We start from the raw sequence: 14,378 nt of genomic DNA, 5'->3' as shown, positions 1-14,378 counted from the left end.
GCACAAGAGGACGCGACCCCACCCAAAATAGCTTGGGCGCGCTTCAGGGCTCAGAAACGCAAAGGTCGGGCATGCTCTGCCATACCTTCATTTCGAAGGGGTCAAAAGTCGCATAGGTAAATGTCTGGTCCTTCCAGTCCACCCAATAGGTGTAGGGAACGCCGCGGAACGTTTCGATGGTCGAAACCACCTCTTTCGTCGGCACCGCCTCCAGAGCGCGAACAGAATAGAATGGGCTAACCTGGGCTTCGGGAATCAAAAACCTGTCGTCCAATTCCTGTTTTCCCTCACCTCGAACGGTCCAGATCGAAATTTCTCGACCTGCTTCCGTCCGCTCATACAGGATGGTTCGCTGTGGCTTGGCATCGATAGTGCCAAAGTGGCAGCGAATGCCCTCGGCGTTGGCCGGTGCCAGCCAGAGCGCCGACGCCATGGCAGCAATGACCACTGTCGCGCCCGCCTTGCAGCGAATGCTGCTGAACGTATTCTCGATTAACAAGGGAAGGTCTCCATCAGGGCGTGCAGCAGCGCGAGCTCAACCTCTCCATCGCCGTAGTCAGTGTTGTCATGTACGAAATCTGTCATGATCTGATCGTAGTTGGACTCGTTGAGGACCACATTCTCAGGGGGGCAGTAAAGCTGCTTGCCGAGCGTTACACCCGCCTGGACATTCGCCCACTCAATCCCGCTGCCTATGGAGCGCAGAACGACTTTGCCTAATTCATCCTCGCGGCTTGCGACATAGGTAGAGTAGGACAACGCGTGTGCCTCGTTGGCCGTGATGGCCACCATACTCATTGCGATCAACAGCAACCTCACGACCTGTCCCCCTTCGGAATGGCTGCTCATCCTCTCTCATGAGCCGGTGCCGCGATCAAGCAGACGGTAGACGCTGGACCGGCTGATACGCAGTTCCTGTGCGATATTGGCCGGTTTGGCACCAGCGGCGGCAAGCTCCTTGACCTTCGCAGCATGGCGTTGGGCGGTTTTCTGTCTCCCGGCATATCGACCTTCACGCTTCGCCTTCGCGATGCCTTCCCGCTGGCGTTCCAACATGATCTGCCTTTCGAACTGTGCGATTGCGGCCAACAGGTTCAGCATGAGTTGCCCCATCGGCGTCGAGGTATCGATATCGGGGGACAGGATACGGAGCGCCACGCCCTTGGCCCTCAGGACGTCAGCGATGGCGACGAGATCGGAAACGGAACGCGCCAGCCTGTCCAGCTTCGTGACGACGAAGCTGTCGCCTTCGCGGGCATAGGCCATGGCGGCGTCAAGCTGGGCGCGCTCGGCAACGCTGCTCACCTGTTCGGTGAAGAGCCGGTCAACGCCTGCGGCAGTCAGTTCGGTTACCTGGGCTTCGAGACCGGCAATCTGATCGACGGTCGAGGTGCGGGCGTAGCCAATGGTCTGGCCGGTGGCGGTCTTGGTCATGGGTAAGGTCCTTGGTTCGCACTAGGGTCTAGGCATGTTGAGAAATCGGTGACTTTTGTCCCACATGGTCGGGAACGGACCCGTGTGGGACGCCTGCGGCCGCAGGCGGGTTGGCGCACTCGGGCAGGGTCGTGTGAGACGCGGCATCGCGGCGACGGCGAGCGATCTTGCTGGCGTTGACCTCCAGCACCGAGGTCCACCAGTCCACGTCCTTCTCGTTGACCGTCATGTGGCGTTGGTTGGCGGCAACGTATTCCATGGTGGCGGCGACGAGGTCGGCCCCGTGACTCTCGGTCCAGTCGCACTGGAGGATGCCCAGCTGGTTCTGTGCCAGTTCCTTCGCGGTGGGGTCGTCCAGGCAATTCTGGGCGCGAATGAGTTGGGCAATCTCATTCGCCAGTTCGACGGAATACTCTGGAGCCTCACCGGTCTGTTCCAAGGCCCACCAGCGGACGGCGAGCCAATGTTCACGCCCAGCCGATTCCACCCGGCTCAGGAAGGTCGTGGCAAGGTTCTCGTCAAGGAGTTTGGTCCAGACTTTGCCGGGAATGGAGCCAAGGCGAGTCTGCTCGGTATAGGCTGGTGGCTCTTCACCCTGGCTCTCGATATCGAGAGCCGTTGCCATGGCCGGGGTGACGACGACGCTACGGGTCTTCCTGATGGCCGCCGAAAACTCCATGAACAGGGCAGCGGCCTGTTCGTCGCCTTGGGCCGCCATTTCGGCCAATTGCATGGGCGACAAGCTTTCGTCTTCGCCGTGATCGGCAGCCGTGATCTCCATGTCGTCGTCGCCATCGGCAGGATTGTGGTCGGCGGGATATGTATATGCTTCCCCCTCGGGGTGTTCACGCAGCACCTTCACATGCTGCCGGTCGGCGGTGGCGCGATACCCCTGGCGGGCTAAGAGCCGCAGGTAGCGTTGGACCAGCGCATCGATGGCGGCCATGACGGCCTGCTCGTCGCGGTTGAGGCAGAAAATCGTGAGGTGCTGGTGATAGTGCCATCCGTACCGCTCACCGTAACGAACGTGATGATCGACCAGGACGCCGAGAGCTCCCAGCGCGGCCTTGATCTTGCGATGCCAAGGTCCTCCGGCCCGTGCGCCGGTAGACGCTTTCTTCACCGCAGTCATCAAGTCGGCCAACCGGTCTTCAAGGCCATGCGAGACCGACAAGACAACGCTCACCAGAATGCCGCCCTTCTCGATGGTGGCATCGCCAACGCGGGCATAAGCGCTCCGGCGGCGGGCCGTGGCGGCCTCAACGCAAAGAGGGCAGGTCTCCCCGTTCCGGCACCGCCAAATACCAGACACCCCGGCCTTCTTTTTGCCGGTGCCGTCTTCACGCAGGTGAACATCGACCTCCTTCAACCGAGGAGCCCCGCAGTAGCAGATTGGCGGCCTCTTGGTTCCGTCGCCGGGTTCGTGAAGGGCTTGCACCGTCCGCAAGACCGATGGAGCCGAGGCGGGGGCGGCATCTTCTTTTTGGAAATCTACGGTCTTTGAACCCAAGGATAGAGAGAGGGCTTCATCGACCCGATCCACGGGGTCGCTGCTCTCGTCGGTCGTGGAAGGGTCATGACCATCGACATGGCTCAGTCCGGCAACCGACTGGTCACCCTGATCCTCTTGGCTAGGCAGGGGGGTGGCAGGCACGTCGATAGGGGGAAAATCCGGAACCGTGACCGGAGCAGGCTGGTGCGGCTCAATAGCCTCCTTGTCGGCCAATTCGGCCTCACGGATGAAGGCCAGAAGGGGTGGTAGTTCGTCCATAGCGAAACCTCGTTGGGGACTGGAGGACGTGCCTCCGACGCCAACGAGGGTCGCAGAATTGCCTGCAAGTTCAATGCGTTGAGGTTAAGAGCGGGTTCGGCTGCCGGTCCGATCCGGTATCGACATTTTCCAGAACGAGAGGGACACCACCCGACGTAATCGACCGTGACGCCGATCTGGACGAACTTGGGTGCCACCCTTGGAGGGGTGGGCGTACAGGGGGACGCAGAAACCAAAGATGCGTTGTACGGGCGTCATGCCGCCTCTCAGCCCCATGTGTCCGTACCGCAACAGTAGGCGCGGAATCCGTATCTGCCGGGTGCGTAAGGTGCGTTTCCAGCTTGGTGACCGGCTGGAAACGCATCTCGCACGAATCGAAAGTGACACCAACCCAACGCTTGGGCACGGCCCATCACGCTTCCACGGTAATCTTGATACTGGCTTCGGAAACGCCGAACGTCTGGGCAAGGCGGCGCTTGGCCTCAGCAATGGTCAACGGCGCCTCACCGTCAACGTTGCCACTGCTCGGCGCTGACGCCTGCGAGTCATCGTCCTGCTCATCGACCGATGACAGCATGTCGGGCGAAAGGGCGACTGTGGCTATGGGCTTGTGTTTGAGGCCTGCACCTGCCCCAACATGGGTTGGTGGGTCAATGGCGTCTTCGAGATAGAGCGACACCCAAACACCGCGCCCCACGGGGATGGAATGCCCTGCCTTCTTCCTGGCGTCATAGGCCCGGTTGAAGCGGTCGCGCATTTCATCGCCATCGACCAGATGCACCTTGGCGAAGCGGGGATTGTCCCGATCATCCACCGACACAGGCACCACTGCGTCCACCTCATCCAGCGTGCGCCAACCGGTGTCACCATCGAGACGTGGAAACGCAATCCACGTGTCCTGAGTCGTTCGGATCGAAACTACCTTGCTTTCCTGACCACGGGTGATGCGACGCACGCTGGACTTGCCACTGCCGGGCACGCGCTCGACGCGCCAACCGTCCGATTCCAAGGCCTCCACGGCAATCTTGAACAGGTAGGCCTTCATGGTGATTTTCTCGGGTGTTGCGTAAACGTTTGTCATTTAGTCCTCCATCAAGGGTTTGTCCTCACTGACAACCTGTCTAAATGACATTTATTCCTGAATCAACGTTTGTTTTGGAGTTTGTTCCTGAGTTGTCAGCCGAAATCTAGAGGCAAACCCCAGATGTTCCGCGCCCACGGGTCCCTCAATCCCCGCCTACGTTTCCGCTCGATCTTACCAGCAGACCACGCCGTGAAGCTCGGGCCGGTATAGGCAAGGGCGGGAAATGCCCGCACCATCCTCTGGGCCATGACAACTTCGGCAAGCATTTCCATGGCCGCCCGGCGTTGCGTTTCCATCTGTGCCATATGCTGGGAGCGCTCGGCCTTTTCTGTCCTCTCCACCCTCGCCAGATGCCCGTCAGCACCTGCCGCTGCCTTCTCGGCAGCGATCAGGTCGGCGCGGGCGGCAGCCACATCTCGCTCCAATGCCTCCATGCCGGTACTAACCGGCTGCCGCCCCAATAACCGATCCGTAAGGGTGCGGCGCGGGTCGGGCTGGGCGGCAAGCCTCTCCTGTGCGATGCGGTAGCCTTTGAGTATTTCGGCATGGCGGGCATGCGTACCGTCTCGATAGAGGCGGGCCGCATGCAGCCGGTTCGACACTGAGGCTTCTGGCTTGGCGTCGGTGGCGGCGATCTTTGCCCGCGCCTGCGTTTCCAACGCTGCCAGATGCTGCACTGTTCGCTCGGTCTGGGATTGGCCGATGCTGGTCTTCGACAGGGCCAAGACCGCCGCACCCGCCTCGGCCACAGCAGCGATCAGTCCGCGTCGATCATGCGCCGCAAGGTCTGGGCGATCCCCGGCTCGTCCAGACGCTGGTGCAGAACCTCGATGGCCTGCCGGTTCTGCTCGACCCCGTTCACGATCATCTGCAACAGGTTCACCATTGAGGTGAGTACCGACGCCTGCTCTCCCTCCATTGGCAATGCCGTGGCCTTCGCCAACTCCAGAATGATGGTCAGGTCGCGCTTGAGGATGGCCGTGTCCTGCAGGATCATCTGGGCGGCATTCGGTGCGGTCGGCAGGCTGCTGGTGGTCATGATGTTTCCTTTCGAGGAGAGTGTTGAGCTCGGCGCGACGAACTCCGGCCAAGCGATTGGCGGCACCGAGAACGCTGCCAGTTGCGGTGTCACGGATGATGGCGACACCGGCCTTGTAACCTGCCGCCAGTTCAAGGCCATGACCGGCGAGGCGGGCGCGGAAGTCGTCACCATTGGCGCTGGACGCCCATGCCAACCGGATATGTTGGCGGGCCAAAGCCAGATCGATGCCGTTGCGTTTCCCAGCTTGGTGAGCCTCAACGCTATAGGCCGCAACGGGCTTCGACCCGTGCCCAAGAGCGCCTGCCAAACGGCCCGCAAGTTCGTCGTGGCCCTCGCCTCTCAAAGCGGCGAGAACGGCCATGTCATGTGCGCCAGCGACGATGGGATGGCCGAACTCGAGTTCGAGCAGTCGGGCAATTTTCTCATGCCGTGCACGGTCGAAACGGGATGATAAGACATGCCCGGTGGCCGGGTCGGTCTCGGGCACAACGATATGCCAATGCCGGTCAGTCGCCCCTTCGACGGCGCGGGCCTTCTGATGCTCCACCACCAGTGCCATGGTCGGGTCGAATCCGAATTCATTGCCCAGCGCCCGTGAGGCCCGTTCGAATTGCTGGCGGTTCATCGCCACCTGGGGCGCGATGACGAAATGGCGCAAAGCGTATACCCGGTTGAATCGCTTCGCGTCGGAAACGGCGTCGTGCAGGTCCGCAATGGTGCCACGCAGCACCGTAATGCTCTCATTGTCCTCGCCCTGCGTGAGGTGTAGGGCCAAAGCCTTGGCCCCTGTCGTTGCTCTGATGCGGGTTGCCTTGATGAGCATGCTTATTGCCGCCCCAACAATGCCTGGGCGTCCTCGTGGGCTTGCCGGAGACCAGCAGCGACACCCATAAGGTCGCCACTCTCCAGCTGGGCCTCCAGCGCATTCACGCGGTGGCGCAAGGCGGCAACGCAAGAGCGGTTTTCCTCATTCAAGGGCTGGGGGAGGCCACCGTAGGCACGCAAGGCTCTGCGAATGAGTTCGGAAACCGTGACACCTCGGCTTTCGGCCATGGTCTCAGCGGCATACTTCTCCTGTTCGGGAAGCCGCATCTCAAGCCGTTTGTCGCACCTGCGCATGATCTGCCTCTTTTCTCGGGGGGTGCACGGGGGCTAAGCCCCCTGCCAGTTGTCCGTGCAGCGGACATGGCTGGCTCCCTCTCCATCGGGTAGACCCTATATTGGATGTGGTATTATATTACCGCAATAGGGCTGTACGGACAAATCGACATGACCTGTGCGCCAGCACGCCTTGCGGCAGATCGTCTGCCGGCGGGACGAGGGCCGGGAGCAGCCATCAAGCGGACGGACAGCGGCCCGCTGGATGTGGCGACGATCATGGAAGTCGCCCCTTAAGATTGACGGTCAGGCCGTCGACAGCATAATGCCCGCATTGTTTGGGGGTATTCATGTCTACTGCTGCCATGTTCGCGTTTCTCGCGGCGTCCGTTTTTGCGCTCTGGTCGCTCGCTGTCGCCATCTTCTCGAAGGCCAAGCGTCGGCGGGCGTTTCGTAATTTCGGCTTCGCAATGATCGCCGTGGTGGTCGCGCCCATTGTCGGGGTCATCTTCCAGGGCCAGGAGGATGCGGCCTTGGGGTGGCGTTCTTCAACCGACAAGCGCTTAGCCGCTGAGGCGGGCGTAACCAGCGCCGCAATCTGGTACCAAGAGCAGGACGCAGTTGAACGGGAGCGCGCAGCGGCTGCCGCACAGGCGGCTGAAGTCCAAGCTGCCGCACAAGCTGCGGCTGCTGAAGAAAAGGCAAGGGTGGAAGAGGAGCAGCGTCTCGCCGCCGCCGCAGAAGCAGAACGCGTCGCCGCAGCAGAAGCAGCGGCCAAGGAGGCCGAACAGGCAGAATGTCGAGAGGAATTATCGTGCTGGGCAGAGGAGCACCTTCTGGCCGCGTCATTCGCCTGCGACAGCGAGGTGGAACGTCTTGCACGATATGACTTCGAATGGACCGATGGGTTCCTGGGTATGAAGTTCACCCACTACCGCTGGCGAAATCAGGACAGCGGCATCGTCACTTACATCGGTGATCAGATTCAGTTCCAGAACGGGTTCGGTGCCATGCAGCGGCATATCTATGAATGCGATTACGACACGGTAGCGGAACGACCCGTAGAGGTGCGTGCGGAGCCGGGAAGGTTATGAGCCCACGCCGACTCCACCGTCCTAAGATACGACCGCTCCTGCACCTTATGTCAGTCTGGGCTTCGGCTTGGTGATATAGGGCGACAGGTCCAGCCCCTCCGGCAGCTTCAATGCAACCAGCACCTCGACCTCCTCGACTAGCAAGGTCTTCTTGCCATAGTTATCGCCTGCTGATTTCATGGCATGACCGGTCTGGCGATCAGCGGTGCGGGGGTCAATCTTGGCGACCCGCATGATGTCCTTGGCGGTGTGTCGGCTCGAATGGAAGGTGGTTTCATAGGGTCGATGGATGCCCAGCTTCTCTAACCGGCCATTGAGACGCTTGGAGGCGGCATCGGCGGGGTCTTTCACCAGTTCCTTGCCGTGCTTGAAGGCATGGGGGAAGAGCCAATCGTCGGCTCTACGCTTGGCACAGTGGTCATAGAATGCGGTCTGCTCCAGCACCTCATGCAGCGCGAACAGGCGGCGGCTGGTTTCGTTCTTGATCTGCCGCTCCGTCTCTTCACCCTCGATGATGAGGTCTGTGGTCAAGTCTGCCACCCAGAGCGTGTCCGTGATCTTGCGAACGTCCTTGCCCTGCAAATAGATCAGTTCGCCCACGCGGGCACCCGTCAGCGTCGCCAAGAGAGGCAGCCACTTGAGGTCCGGCCGTTTCTCCTGCGCCGCCGCCTTGAACCAGATGTTCAGTTCCTCGACGGTGAAGGGCACACGGACCACGGAATCTCGGGCCGTATTCGGAATGGTCGGACTCATGTCTGCCAATGGGGAGCGGAAGTCATGTTCTGCCGCCATCGTCTTGAAGAACATGCGAAGCGGGCTGAGATAGTTTGTTTCGATGGCCTTGCCGGTGAGCGTGGGAAAGCGTTCTTTCAGGGTGTCATTATGATCAGCAGCCTGAGCACGCGTCATGCCGCGAAACGTCCGTTCCTTAGTCATGTTGGCCGGTGATCTCGCCAGCACGTTGGTGAAGCTCTGGAAATCAGAGAACCGATAGCGGTTGACCGGCTTATCGCCGGCATATTCGACGAAATCGCGAATGCGGTTCGCGTCGGTCTTTACCTTCTTGTCCTGCGCGTGGTCCTTGCGAAGACCGGTCCAAACCTCAAGCTGGTCCAATAGCATGGGCTTGTCGGGGCCACCGGCCAAGACCTGCTGAACCTGTGCCGACAATGCCGCGATCTGGGCAGCAATATCGTCGCGCTGGCTCTTCGGGAGGCTTTCCGCAGTCTTGGCGAGGCCGTCGATAGCGCCGCCCAGCAGCTTCAACCGGTCCTGCATATCCAACTGGTCGCGGTATCGTTCCGTCTGCAAGCGCAAGGTGACGGTCCTTACCTCCATCTCGCGTTGCCGACGAAGGCTCTCGATGGTGGCTTCGGCATCGGCCAGCACCTGCACCAGCAGTTCCTGCAATTCTTCGACCAGTTCGTCGCGGCTCATATCGGTCATGGTGTTCCCCGTTTCGGCGGCACGGAATAGCCGCTCGGCATGACCGGCCAGTAAACGCGCCACACGCAATGCCGGGCGTTTTGGTAATGGTCCGAGGTTGAGCCTGACCGGCACGGTGCCGAAACAGGGCTCAAGGGAACGCGGAATTCTGATCTGGAATCGCCAGCCGCTGGAACGCGCTGTGAGGTGCATACGACCGCCTCGGGTACATTGCTGGGTACAAAGCCCGCCCGAGACGTCAAATATTCAATGAAATCAGTAGGTTAAGAATGGCGGAGAGAGAGGGATTCGAACCCCCGATAGAGTTGCCCCTATGCCGCATTTCGAGTGCGGTGCATTCAACCGCTCTGCCATCTCTCCGCGAGATCGAAAGCGTCCGATGGGGACGCGGCTGGTCGATACGGGGCGGCTTATGACATAGCATCGGGGCGGCTGCAACTCCCCTTCTGCGCCCCGACCGGGGGAAAATTCTCCGGCGGCGCCATGCCCGGCCCCGGGTCGCGCCGGGGCAAAACCGCCTTGCCGGGCCGGCGGCGGACAGCGCGGCCGCTCTTTCGCCGCCGTCACAAGCCTGCCATTGTGCCGGAGAACATTATGGCCGGCCCCTGGTCCCGCCGTTCCGCGCCCGGCGCATGGTCACAATCGCGTGCGGGCCCGATCCCGCCCGGGGTCCGGCGCATTGATGCAGAGCAGCAGCATTCGAGGGAGAATTGCACCATGGTCACCCGTCGCACTATCGTTGCCGGCATGGCGAGCCTGCCATTGGCCGGCCTGGCCGCCGGCCCCTTCATCCGCGCCCAGGAAGCCCCCATGTCCGATGCCATGTCCGATACCATTCCCACCCAGGCCGGCGACCTCGTCATCCATCCGGTGGATCATGCCAGCCTCGTGCTGGAATGGGACGGCAAGGCCATCTATGTCGATCCGGTCGGCGGCGCCGATCTCTATGCGGCCCTGCCCGCGCCTTCGGCGATCCTCATCACCCACGGCCATGGCGACCATTTCGATGTGCCCACGCTCGAGGCCATTGCCGGCGACGTGCCGCTGATCGTCAATAGGGATGTCTTCGACAAGCTGCCCGAAGCGCTCAAGGCCAATGCGACGGCTCTGGCCAATGGCGAGGACGGCACCCTGGCCGATATCCCGCTGCGCGCCATCGCCGCCCACAACACCACCGAAGACCGCATGCAATATCACCCCGTGGGCGTGGGCAATGGCTATGTCCTCACCTTCGGCGATGTGCAGGTCTATGTCGCCGGCGATACCGAGCCCACTGACGACATGCTGGCCCTCATCGATATCGATGTCGCCTTCCTGCCGATGAACCTGCCCTATACCATGACCCCCGACCAGGCCGTGGAAGCGATCAACACCTTCAGGCCCGCCATAATCTATCCCTACCATTACGGGGACAGCGACCTCGCCCCGCTCGAAACCGATGTCGACGAGGGCATCGAGGTGCGGCTGCGCAATTGGTATCCCAATGGCGGCTGAGAGGCCTGCGCCAGGGGGCGGATGCCTGCGCTTCCGCCCTTGACTCTTGGGGCTTTTCCCCCGATAAGCCCATCCATCCTGCGCACTGGTCCGTCCGGTGCGCTGGTTTTGTTTGAAAACGCTGCTCGAGGCTGCCGGCTGAATTCTTCGGCCCCATCTCTTCGAAAAGCCCGCGGACAGGCACGAAAGCCGCGGCGCCACAGAGCGCGACAGATAGGGACCGGTTGGACAAACCAGCCGGCTGACATATGACTTTCGCCGTTATCAAGACGGGCGGGAAGCAGTACAAGGTTGCTGCCAACGACGTCATCAAGATCGAGAAGCTCGAGGCCGAGGCCGGTGACATCGTCACCTTCGACCAGGTTCTCATGGTTGGCGACACCATCGGCGCTCCGCTGGTGGAAGGCGCCCTGGTTGCTGCCGAACTGGTCGAGACCAAGAAGCAGAAGACCGTCATCATCTTCAAGAAGCGTCGCCGCCACAATTCGCGTCGCCGCAACGGCCACCGCCAGCTGCTCTCCACGGTCCGCATCACCGAGATCCTGACCGGCGGCGCCAAGCCGACGATCAAGGCCGCGGCCAAGGCCAAAAAGACCGAAGCGGTGACCGAGAAGGCTCCGGCCAAGAAGACTGAGACCAAGGCTGCCGCGCCCAAGGCCGAAAAGGCCGAGGCTCCGGCCAAGAAGCCGGCCACCAAGAAGGCCGCTGCCGCCAAGGACGAATCCGCCGCTGAAAAGCCGGCGAAGAAGGCCCCGGCCAAGAAGGCCGATAAGGCCGACAAGGAATAAGGAGACAGGACCATGGCACATAAGAAAGCAGGCGGCTCGTCCCGCAACGGTCGTGATACCGCTGGCCGTCGTCTTGGCGTGAAGAAGTTCGGTGGCGAAGCTGTCATCGCCGGCAACATCCTCGTGCGTCAGCGCGGCACCAAGTGGGCGCCGGGCACCGGCGTCGGCCTGGGCAAGGACCACACCATCTATGCGCTGGTGGACGGCACCGTGTCGTTCCGCACCCGCGCGAACTCCAAAGTACACGTGTCTGTCATCCCGGCAGAGGCCGCCGAATAACCCGGCAGGCCTGACCAACCCGCCGGAGACCTGTTCCCCGGCGCTGTTTGGCAGAAACAATGCAAAGCAAAGGGGAACCGGTCCGCCGGTTCCCCTTTTCGCATTTCGGAGTTTCGTGCCATGATCGCCCTGAAGCATCGCCTGCCCGCCACGCTGTCCACCGCGCGCCTCGTGCTGGCCGCGCCGACCCTGGCCCATGCTTCGGCCATCGCCCGGCTCTGCAACAATATCAATGTCCACAAATGGATGGCGCGGCTGCCCTTCCCCTATACGGAAGACGATGCCCGCTTCTTCATCGAGCAGATCGTGCCCAGCGCGGAAGAGGCCTGCTATGGCCTCTTGCACGAGGGCGAACTGATCGGCGTGGTTGGCCTGCATTTCGCCGAGGGCCAGGCGCCCGAGCTCGGCTATTGGCTGGGCGAGCCCTATTGGGGCCATGGCTATGCCACCGAGGCGGCCCTGGCCCTGGTGGCGGCGGCCCGGGCGGCGGGGGCAAGGGCCCTGCGCTCGCGCGCGCTGGTCGACAATGCCGGCTCCCGCAATGTGCTGCGCAAGGCCGGCTTCCGCGAAACCGGCACCAGGATCGAGGCGGACGGCAATCTCGCCGGGCGGGAAATGGTGCTCATGGCGCTGGATTTCGAATCATGACCGAGCTGCGCACCCCCCGCCTGCTGCTGCGGCCGCCCCGTCCCGACGACGCGCCCTGCTATGCCCTGGGCATCGGCGAATTCGCCGTGGCCCGCTGGCTCACCCATCTGCCCTGGCCCTATACGCTCTCCATGGCCAGCGACTGGCTGCGCCAGGCGCCCGAAAATTGCCCCGAGCAATGCCTGTTCATCATCGACCTGCCCGGCAAGGGGCTGATCGGCTGCATCTCGCTGATCGGCGAGCTCGGCTTCTGGATCGCTCGCCCCCATTGGGGTCGCGGCTATCTCAGCGAGGCGGCCATCGCCCTGCTCGATTGGCACTTCGCCGGATGCGGACGCGATGCCGTCACCTGCAGCGCCCAGCACGACAACAGGCCCTCCCTGCGCGTCCAGGCCAAGCTGGGCTTCCGCGAACAGGGCCGCGAAATGCGCTTTTCCCAGGCCTTGCAGCACAATGTGCCCCATGTCGTCACCAGCCTGGCGCGCAGCCAATGGCTGGCGCGGGAAGGCCGCCAATGCGCCTGAAGAACACGCTTCTGACGCCGCGCCTGCTGCTGCGCCCGCCGCAATGGGGCGATGCCGAAGCCATCGCGCTCTATCTCGACGATTTCGCCGTGGCCGGCAATCTCGCCCGCGTGCCCCATCCCTATCGGCTGGCCGATGCCCAGGCCTGGCTGCGCAGCCGCCGCCCGGTCCATCCCCCCGAACAGACCAATTTCGCCATCGAGATGGATGGCGCCTATATCGGCCAGGTGGGCTTCCATTCCGGGGCCCAGGGCCCGATCGTCGGCTATTGGCTGGGCCGGCCTTTCTGGGGCCGCGGCATCATGAGCGAGGCCCTGGCGGCGAGCCTGGGCTGGTTCTTCGCCGCCAGCGCCGCGCCCATCCTTTATTCCGGCGTCTTCCATTTCAACGCCGCCTCGCTCGCCATCCAGCGCAAGCTCGGATTCACCGAGACCGGCCGTTCCACCCTGCTCTGCCTTGCGCGCGGGGCCGAGGTGGAGCATATCGACACTCAATTGACGCGCGCGCGTTTCCAGCAGAGCCGCCCTTCCGGCGCCCGGCTTGGCGAACGCGACGCGATGGACACCTGGAAAGACCGAAAACAATGAAATTCCTCGACCAGGCCAAGGTCTATATCAAGTCCGGTTCCGGCGGCGGCGGCGCCGTCAGCTTCCACCGCGAGAAATTCATCGAATTCGGCGGTCCCGATGGCGGCAATGGCGGCCGCGGCGGCGATGTGATCGCAATCTGCGCCGAAGGGCTCAACACGCTGATCGATTTCCGCTACCAGCAGCATTTCCGCGCCGGCACGGGCGTGCATGGCATGGGCAAGAACCGCACCGGCGCCGATGGCGAGGATATCGTGCTGCGCGTGCCCAAGGGCACGCAGATCTTCGAGGAAGACCAGGAAACCCTGATCGCCGATTTCACCGAAGTGGGCCAGCGCGTCGTGCTGCTCAAGGGCGGCAATGGCGGCTTCGGCAATGCCTATTTCAAGACCTCGTCCAACCAGGCCCCCCGCCGCGCCAATCCCGGCCAGGAGGGCGTGGAAAAGGGCATCTGGCTGCGCCTCAAGCTCATCGCCGATGCCGGCCTGGTCGGCCAGCCCAATGCCGGCAAGTCCACTTTCCTGGCCGCCGTATCGGCCGCCAAGCCCAAGATCGCCGATTATCCCTTCACCACGCTCCATCCCAATCTGGGCGTGGTGCGCATCGGCGAGCGCGAATTCGTCCTGGCCGACATTCCCGGCCTCATCGAGGGCGCCAGCGAGGGCGTGGGCATCGGCGACCGGTTCCTGGGTCATATCGAGCGCTGCAATATCCTGATCCATCTGATCGACGGCACCAATGAAGACGTGGTCCATGTCTATAAGGCCGTCCGCCACGAGCTGGCCGCCTATGCCGACGTGCTGGCCGACAAGGCCGAGATCGTCGTCCTCAACAAGGTCGATGCGCTGACCGACGAGGAGATCGAGGACAAGGTCAAGGCGCTGAAAAAGGCGTCCAAGGCCGAAGTGCGCCTCGTCTCCGGCGTCACCGGCGCCGGCGTCGAGCAGGTGCTCTGGGACGTGCTCAATTTCCTCGACGCCGAAAAAGCCGAGGCGGCGGAACTGGAAAAGCGAGCCACGGAAACAAAATGGACGCCGTGAGCTTCTCGATGCTCTCTGGCCCCTCCCCCTTGAGGGGAGGGGTTGGGGT

General features: G+C 62.4%; 16 protein-coding genes and 1 tRNA gene. 8 read left to right on the top strand and 9 right to left on the bottom strand.

The window, feature by feature from the left end; translation table 11 throughout:
• Positions 1-43: 43 nt before the first annotated feature.
• The 7 genes from A3840_RS02835 to A3840_RS20235 form a co-directional block, all read right to left on the bottom strand.
• Entirely contained in the window at positions 44-499 is a 456-nt protein-coding gene (locus tag A3840_RS02835; RefSeq protein ID WP_067451546.1) for a hypothetical protein, read from the bottom strand.
• Complete coding sequence (locus tag A3840_RS02830) at positions 493-849, bottom strand: Rap1a family protein (RefSeq protein WP_131798233.1); 357 nt, start codon at positions 847-849, stop codon at positions 493-495. The genes A3840_RS02835 and A3840_RS02830 overlap by 7 nt, the downstream gene beginning before the upstream one ends.
• A gap of 6 nt (positions 850-855) precedes the next feature.
• Positions 856-1,434, bottom strand: a complete 579-nt coding sequence (locus A3840_RS02825; protein WP_067451540.1) for a recombinase family protein — start codon at positions 1,432-1,434, stop codon at positions 856-858.
• A gap of 28 nt (positions 1,435-1,462) precedes the next feature.
• Positions 1,463-3,205 carry a hypothetical protein gene (locus tag A3840_RS02820; RefSeq protein WP_067451537.1) on the bottom strand — a complete coding sequence of 581 codons (1,743 nt, stop codon included), beginning with the start codon at positions 3,203-3,205 and terminating at the stop codon, positions 1,463-1,465.
• A 412-nt stretch (positions 3,206-3,617) separates the two neighbouring features.
• Positions 3,618-4,286, bottom strand: coding sequence for a hypothetical protein (locus A3840_RS02815; protein ID WP_067451534.1), 669 nt, complete (start codon positions 4,284-4,286; stop codon positions 3,618-3,620).
• A 95-nt stretch (positions 4,287-4,381) separates the two neighbouring features.
• A complete protein-coding gene (locus A3840_RS20240) occupies positions 4,382-5,956 on the bottom strand; it encodes a relaxase/mobilization nuclease domain-containing protein (RefSeq protein ID WP_425388832.1) in 1,575 nt (524 codons plus the stop codon).
• Between the two features lie 200 nt (positions 5,957-6,156).
• Complete coding sequence (locus A3840_RS20235; protein WP_067451522.1) at positions 6,157-6,423, bottom strand: ribbon-helix-helix domain-containing protein; 267 nt, start codon at positions 6,421-6,423, stop codon at positions 6,157-6,159.
• Positions 6,424-6,779: 356 nt separating this feature from the next.
• Between A3840_RS20235 and A3840_RS02790 the strand changes: the two genes are divergently transcribed.
• Positions 6,780-7,523, top strand: coding sequence for a hypothetical protein (locus A3840_RS02790; RefSeq protein WP_131798231.1), 744 nt, complete (start codon positions 6,780-6,782; stop codon positions 7,521-7,523).
• A 45-nt stretch (positions 7,524-7,568) separates the two neighbouring features.
• Here the strand turns inward: A3840_RS02790 and A3840_RS02785 are convergent, their stop codons facing one another.
• Together A3840_RS02785 and A3840_RS02780 are read right to left on the bottom strand one after the other, a co-directional pair.
• Positions 7,569-9,161, bottom strand: coding sequence for a tyrosine-type recombinase/integrase (locus tag A3840_RS02785; protein WP_082903600.1), 1,593 nt, complete (start codon positions 9,159-9,161; stop codon positions 7,569-7,571).
• A 78-nt stretch (positions 9,162-9,239) separates the two neighbouring features.
• Positions 9,240-9,329 (bottom strand) — tRNA-Ser (locus tag A3840_RS02780).
• 357 nt (positions 9,330-9,686) lie between these two features.
• On the opposite strand from A3840_RS02780, the gene A3840_RS02775 reads away from it, so the two are divergent.
• From A3840_RS02775 to obgE, 7 genes are all read left to right on the top strand, one after another.
• On the top strand, positions 9,687-10,463 hold the full coding sequence (locus A3840_RS02775) for an MBL fold metallo-hydrolase (RefSeq protein WP_067451513.1): 777 nt from the start codon (positions 9,687-9,689) through the stop codon (positions 10,461-10,463).
• Positions 10,464-10,711: 248 nt separating this feature from the next.
• Positions 10,712-11,251, top strand: a complete 540-nt coding sequence (gene rplU, locus A3840_RS02770) for a 50S ribosomal protein L21 (protein ID WP_067451510.1) — start codon at positions 10,712-10,714, stop codon at positions 11,249-11,251.
• A 12-nt stretch (positions 11,252-11,263) separates the two neighbouring features.
• A complete protein-coding gene (gene rpmA, locus A3840_RS02765) occupies positions 11,264-11,530 on the top strand; it encodes a 50S ribosomal protein L27 (protein ID WP_067451508.1) in 267 nt (88 codons plus the stop codon).
• Positions 11,531-11,650: 120 nt separating this feature from the next.
• On the top strand, positions 11,651-12,178 hold the full coding sequence (locus A3840_RS02760) for a GNAT family N-acetyltransferase (RefSeq protein ID WP_082903599.1): 528 nt from the start codon (positions 11,651-11,653) through the stop codon (positions 12,176-12,178).
• On the top strand, positions 12,175-12,702 hold the full coding sequence (locus A3840_RS02755) for a GNAT family N-acetyltransferase (protein ID WP_067451505.1): 528 nt from the start codon (positions 12,175-12,177) through the stop codon (positions 12,700-12,702). The genes A3840_RS02760 and A3840_RS02755 overlap by 4 nt, the downstream gene beginning before the upstream one ends.
• A complete protein-coding gene (locus A3840_RS02750; protein ID WP_067451502.1) occupies positions 12,693-13,289 on the top strand; it encodes a GNAT family N-acetyltransferase in 597 nt (198 codons plus the stop codon). The genes A3840_RS02755 and A3840_RS02750 overlap by 10 nt, the downstream gene beginning before the upstream one ends.
• A complete protein-coding gene (gene obgE / locus A3840_RS02745; RefSeq protein ID WP_067451499.1) occupies positions 13,286-14,329 on the top strand; it encodes a GTPase ObgE in 1,044 nt (347 codons plus the stop codon). The genes A3840_RS02750 and obgE overlap by 4 nt, the downstream gene beginning before the upstream one ends.
• Positions 14,330-14,378: the final 49 nt, after the last annotated feature.

Source organism: Devosia elaeis (assembly GCF_001650025.1).
Lineage (GTDB): Bacteria > Pseudomonadota > Alphaproteobacteria > Rhizobiales > Devosiaceae > Devosia > Devosia elaeis.
Note: the sequence above shows the minus strand (reverse complement) of the source record. Positions and strands in the feature narration are given on the sequence as shown.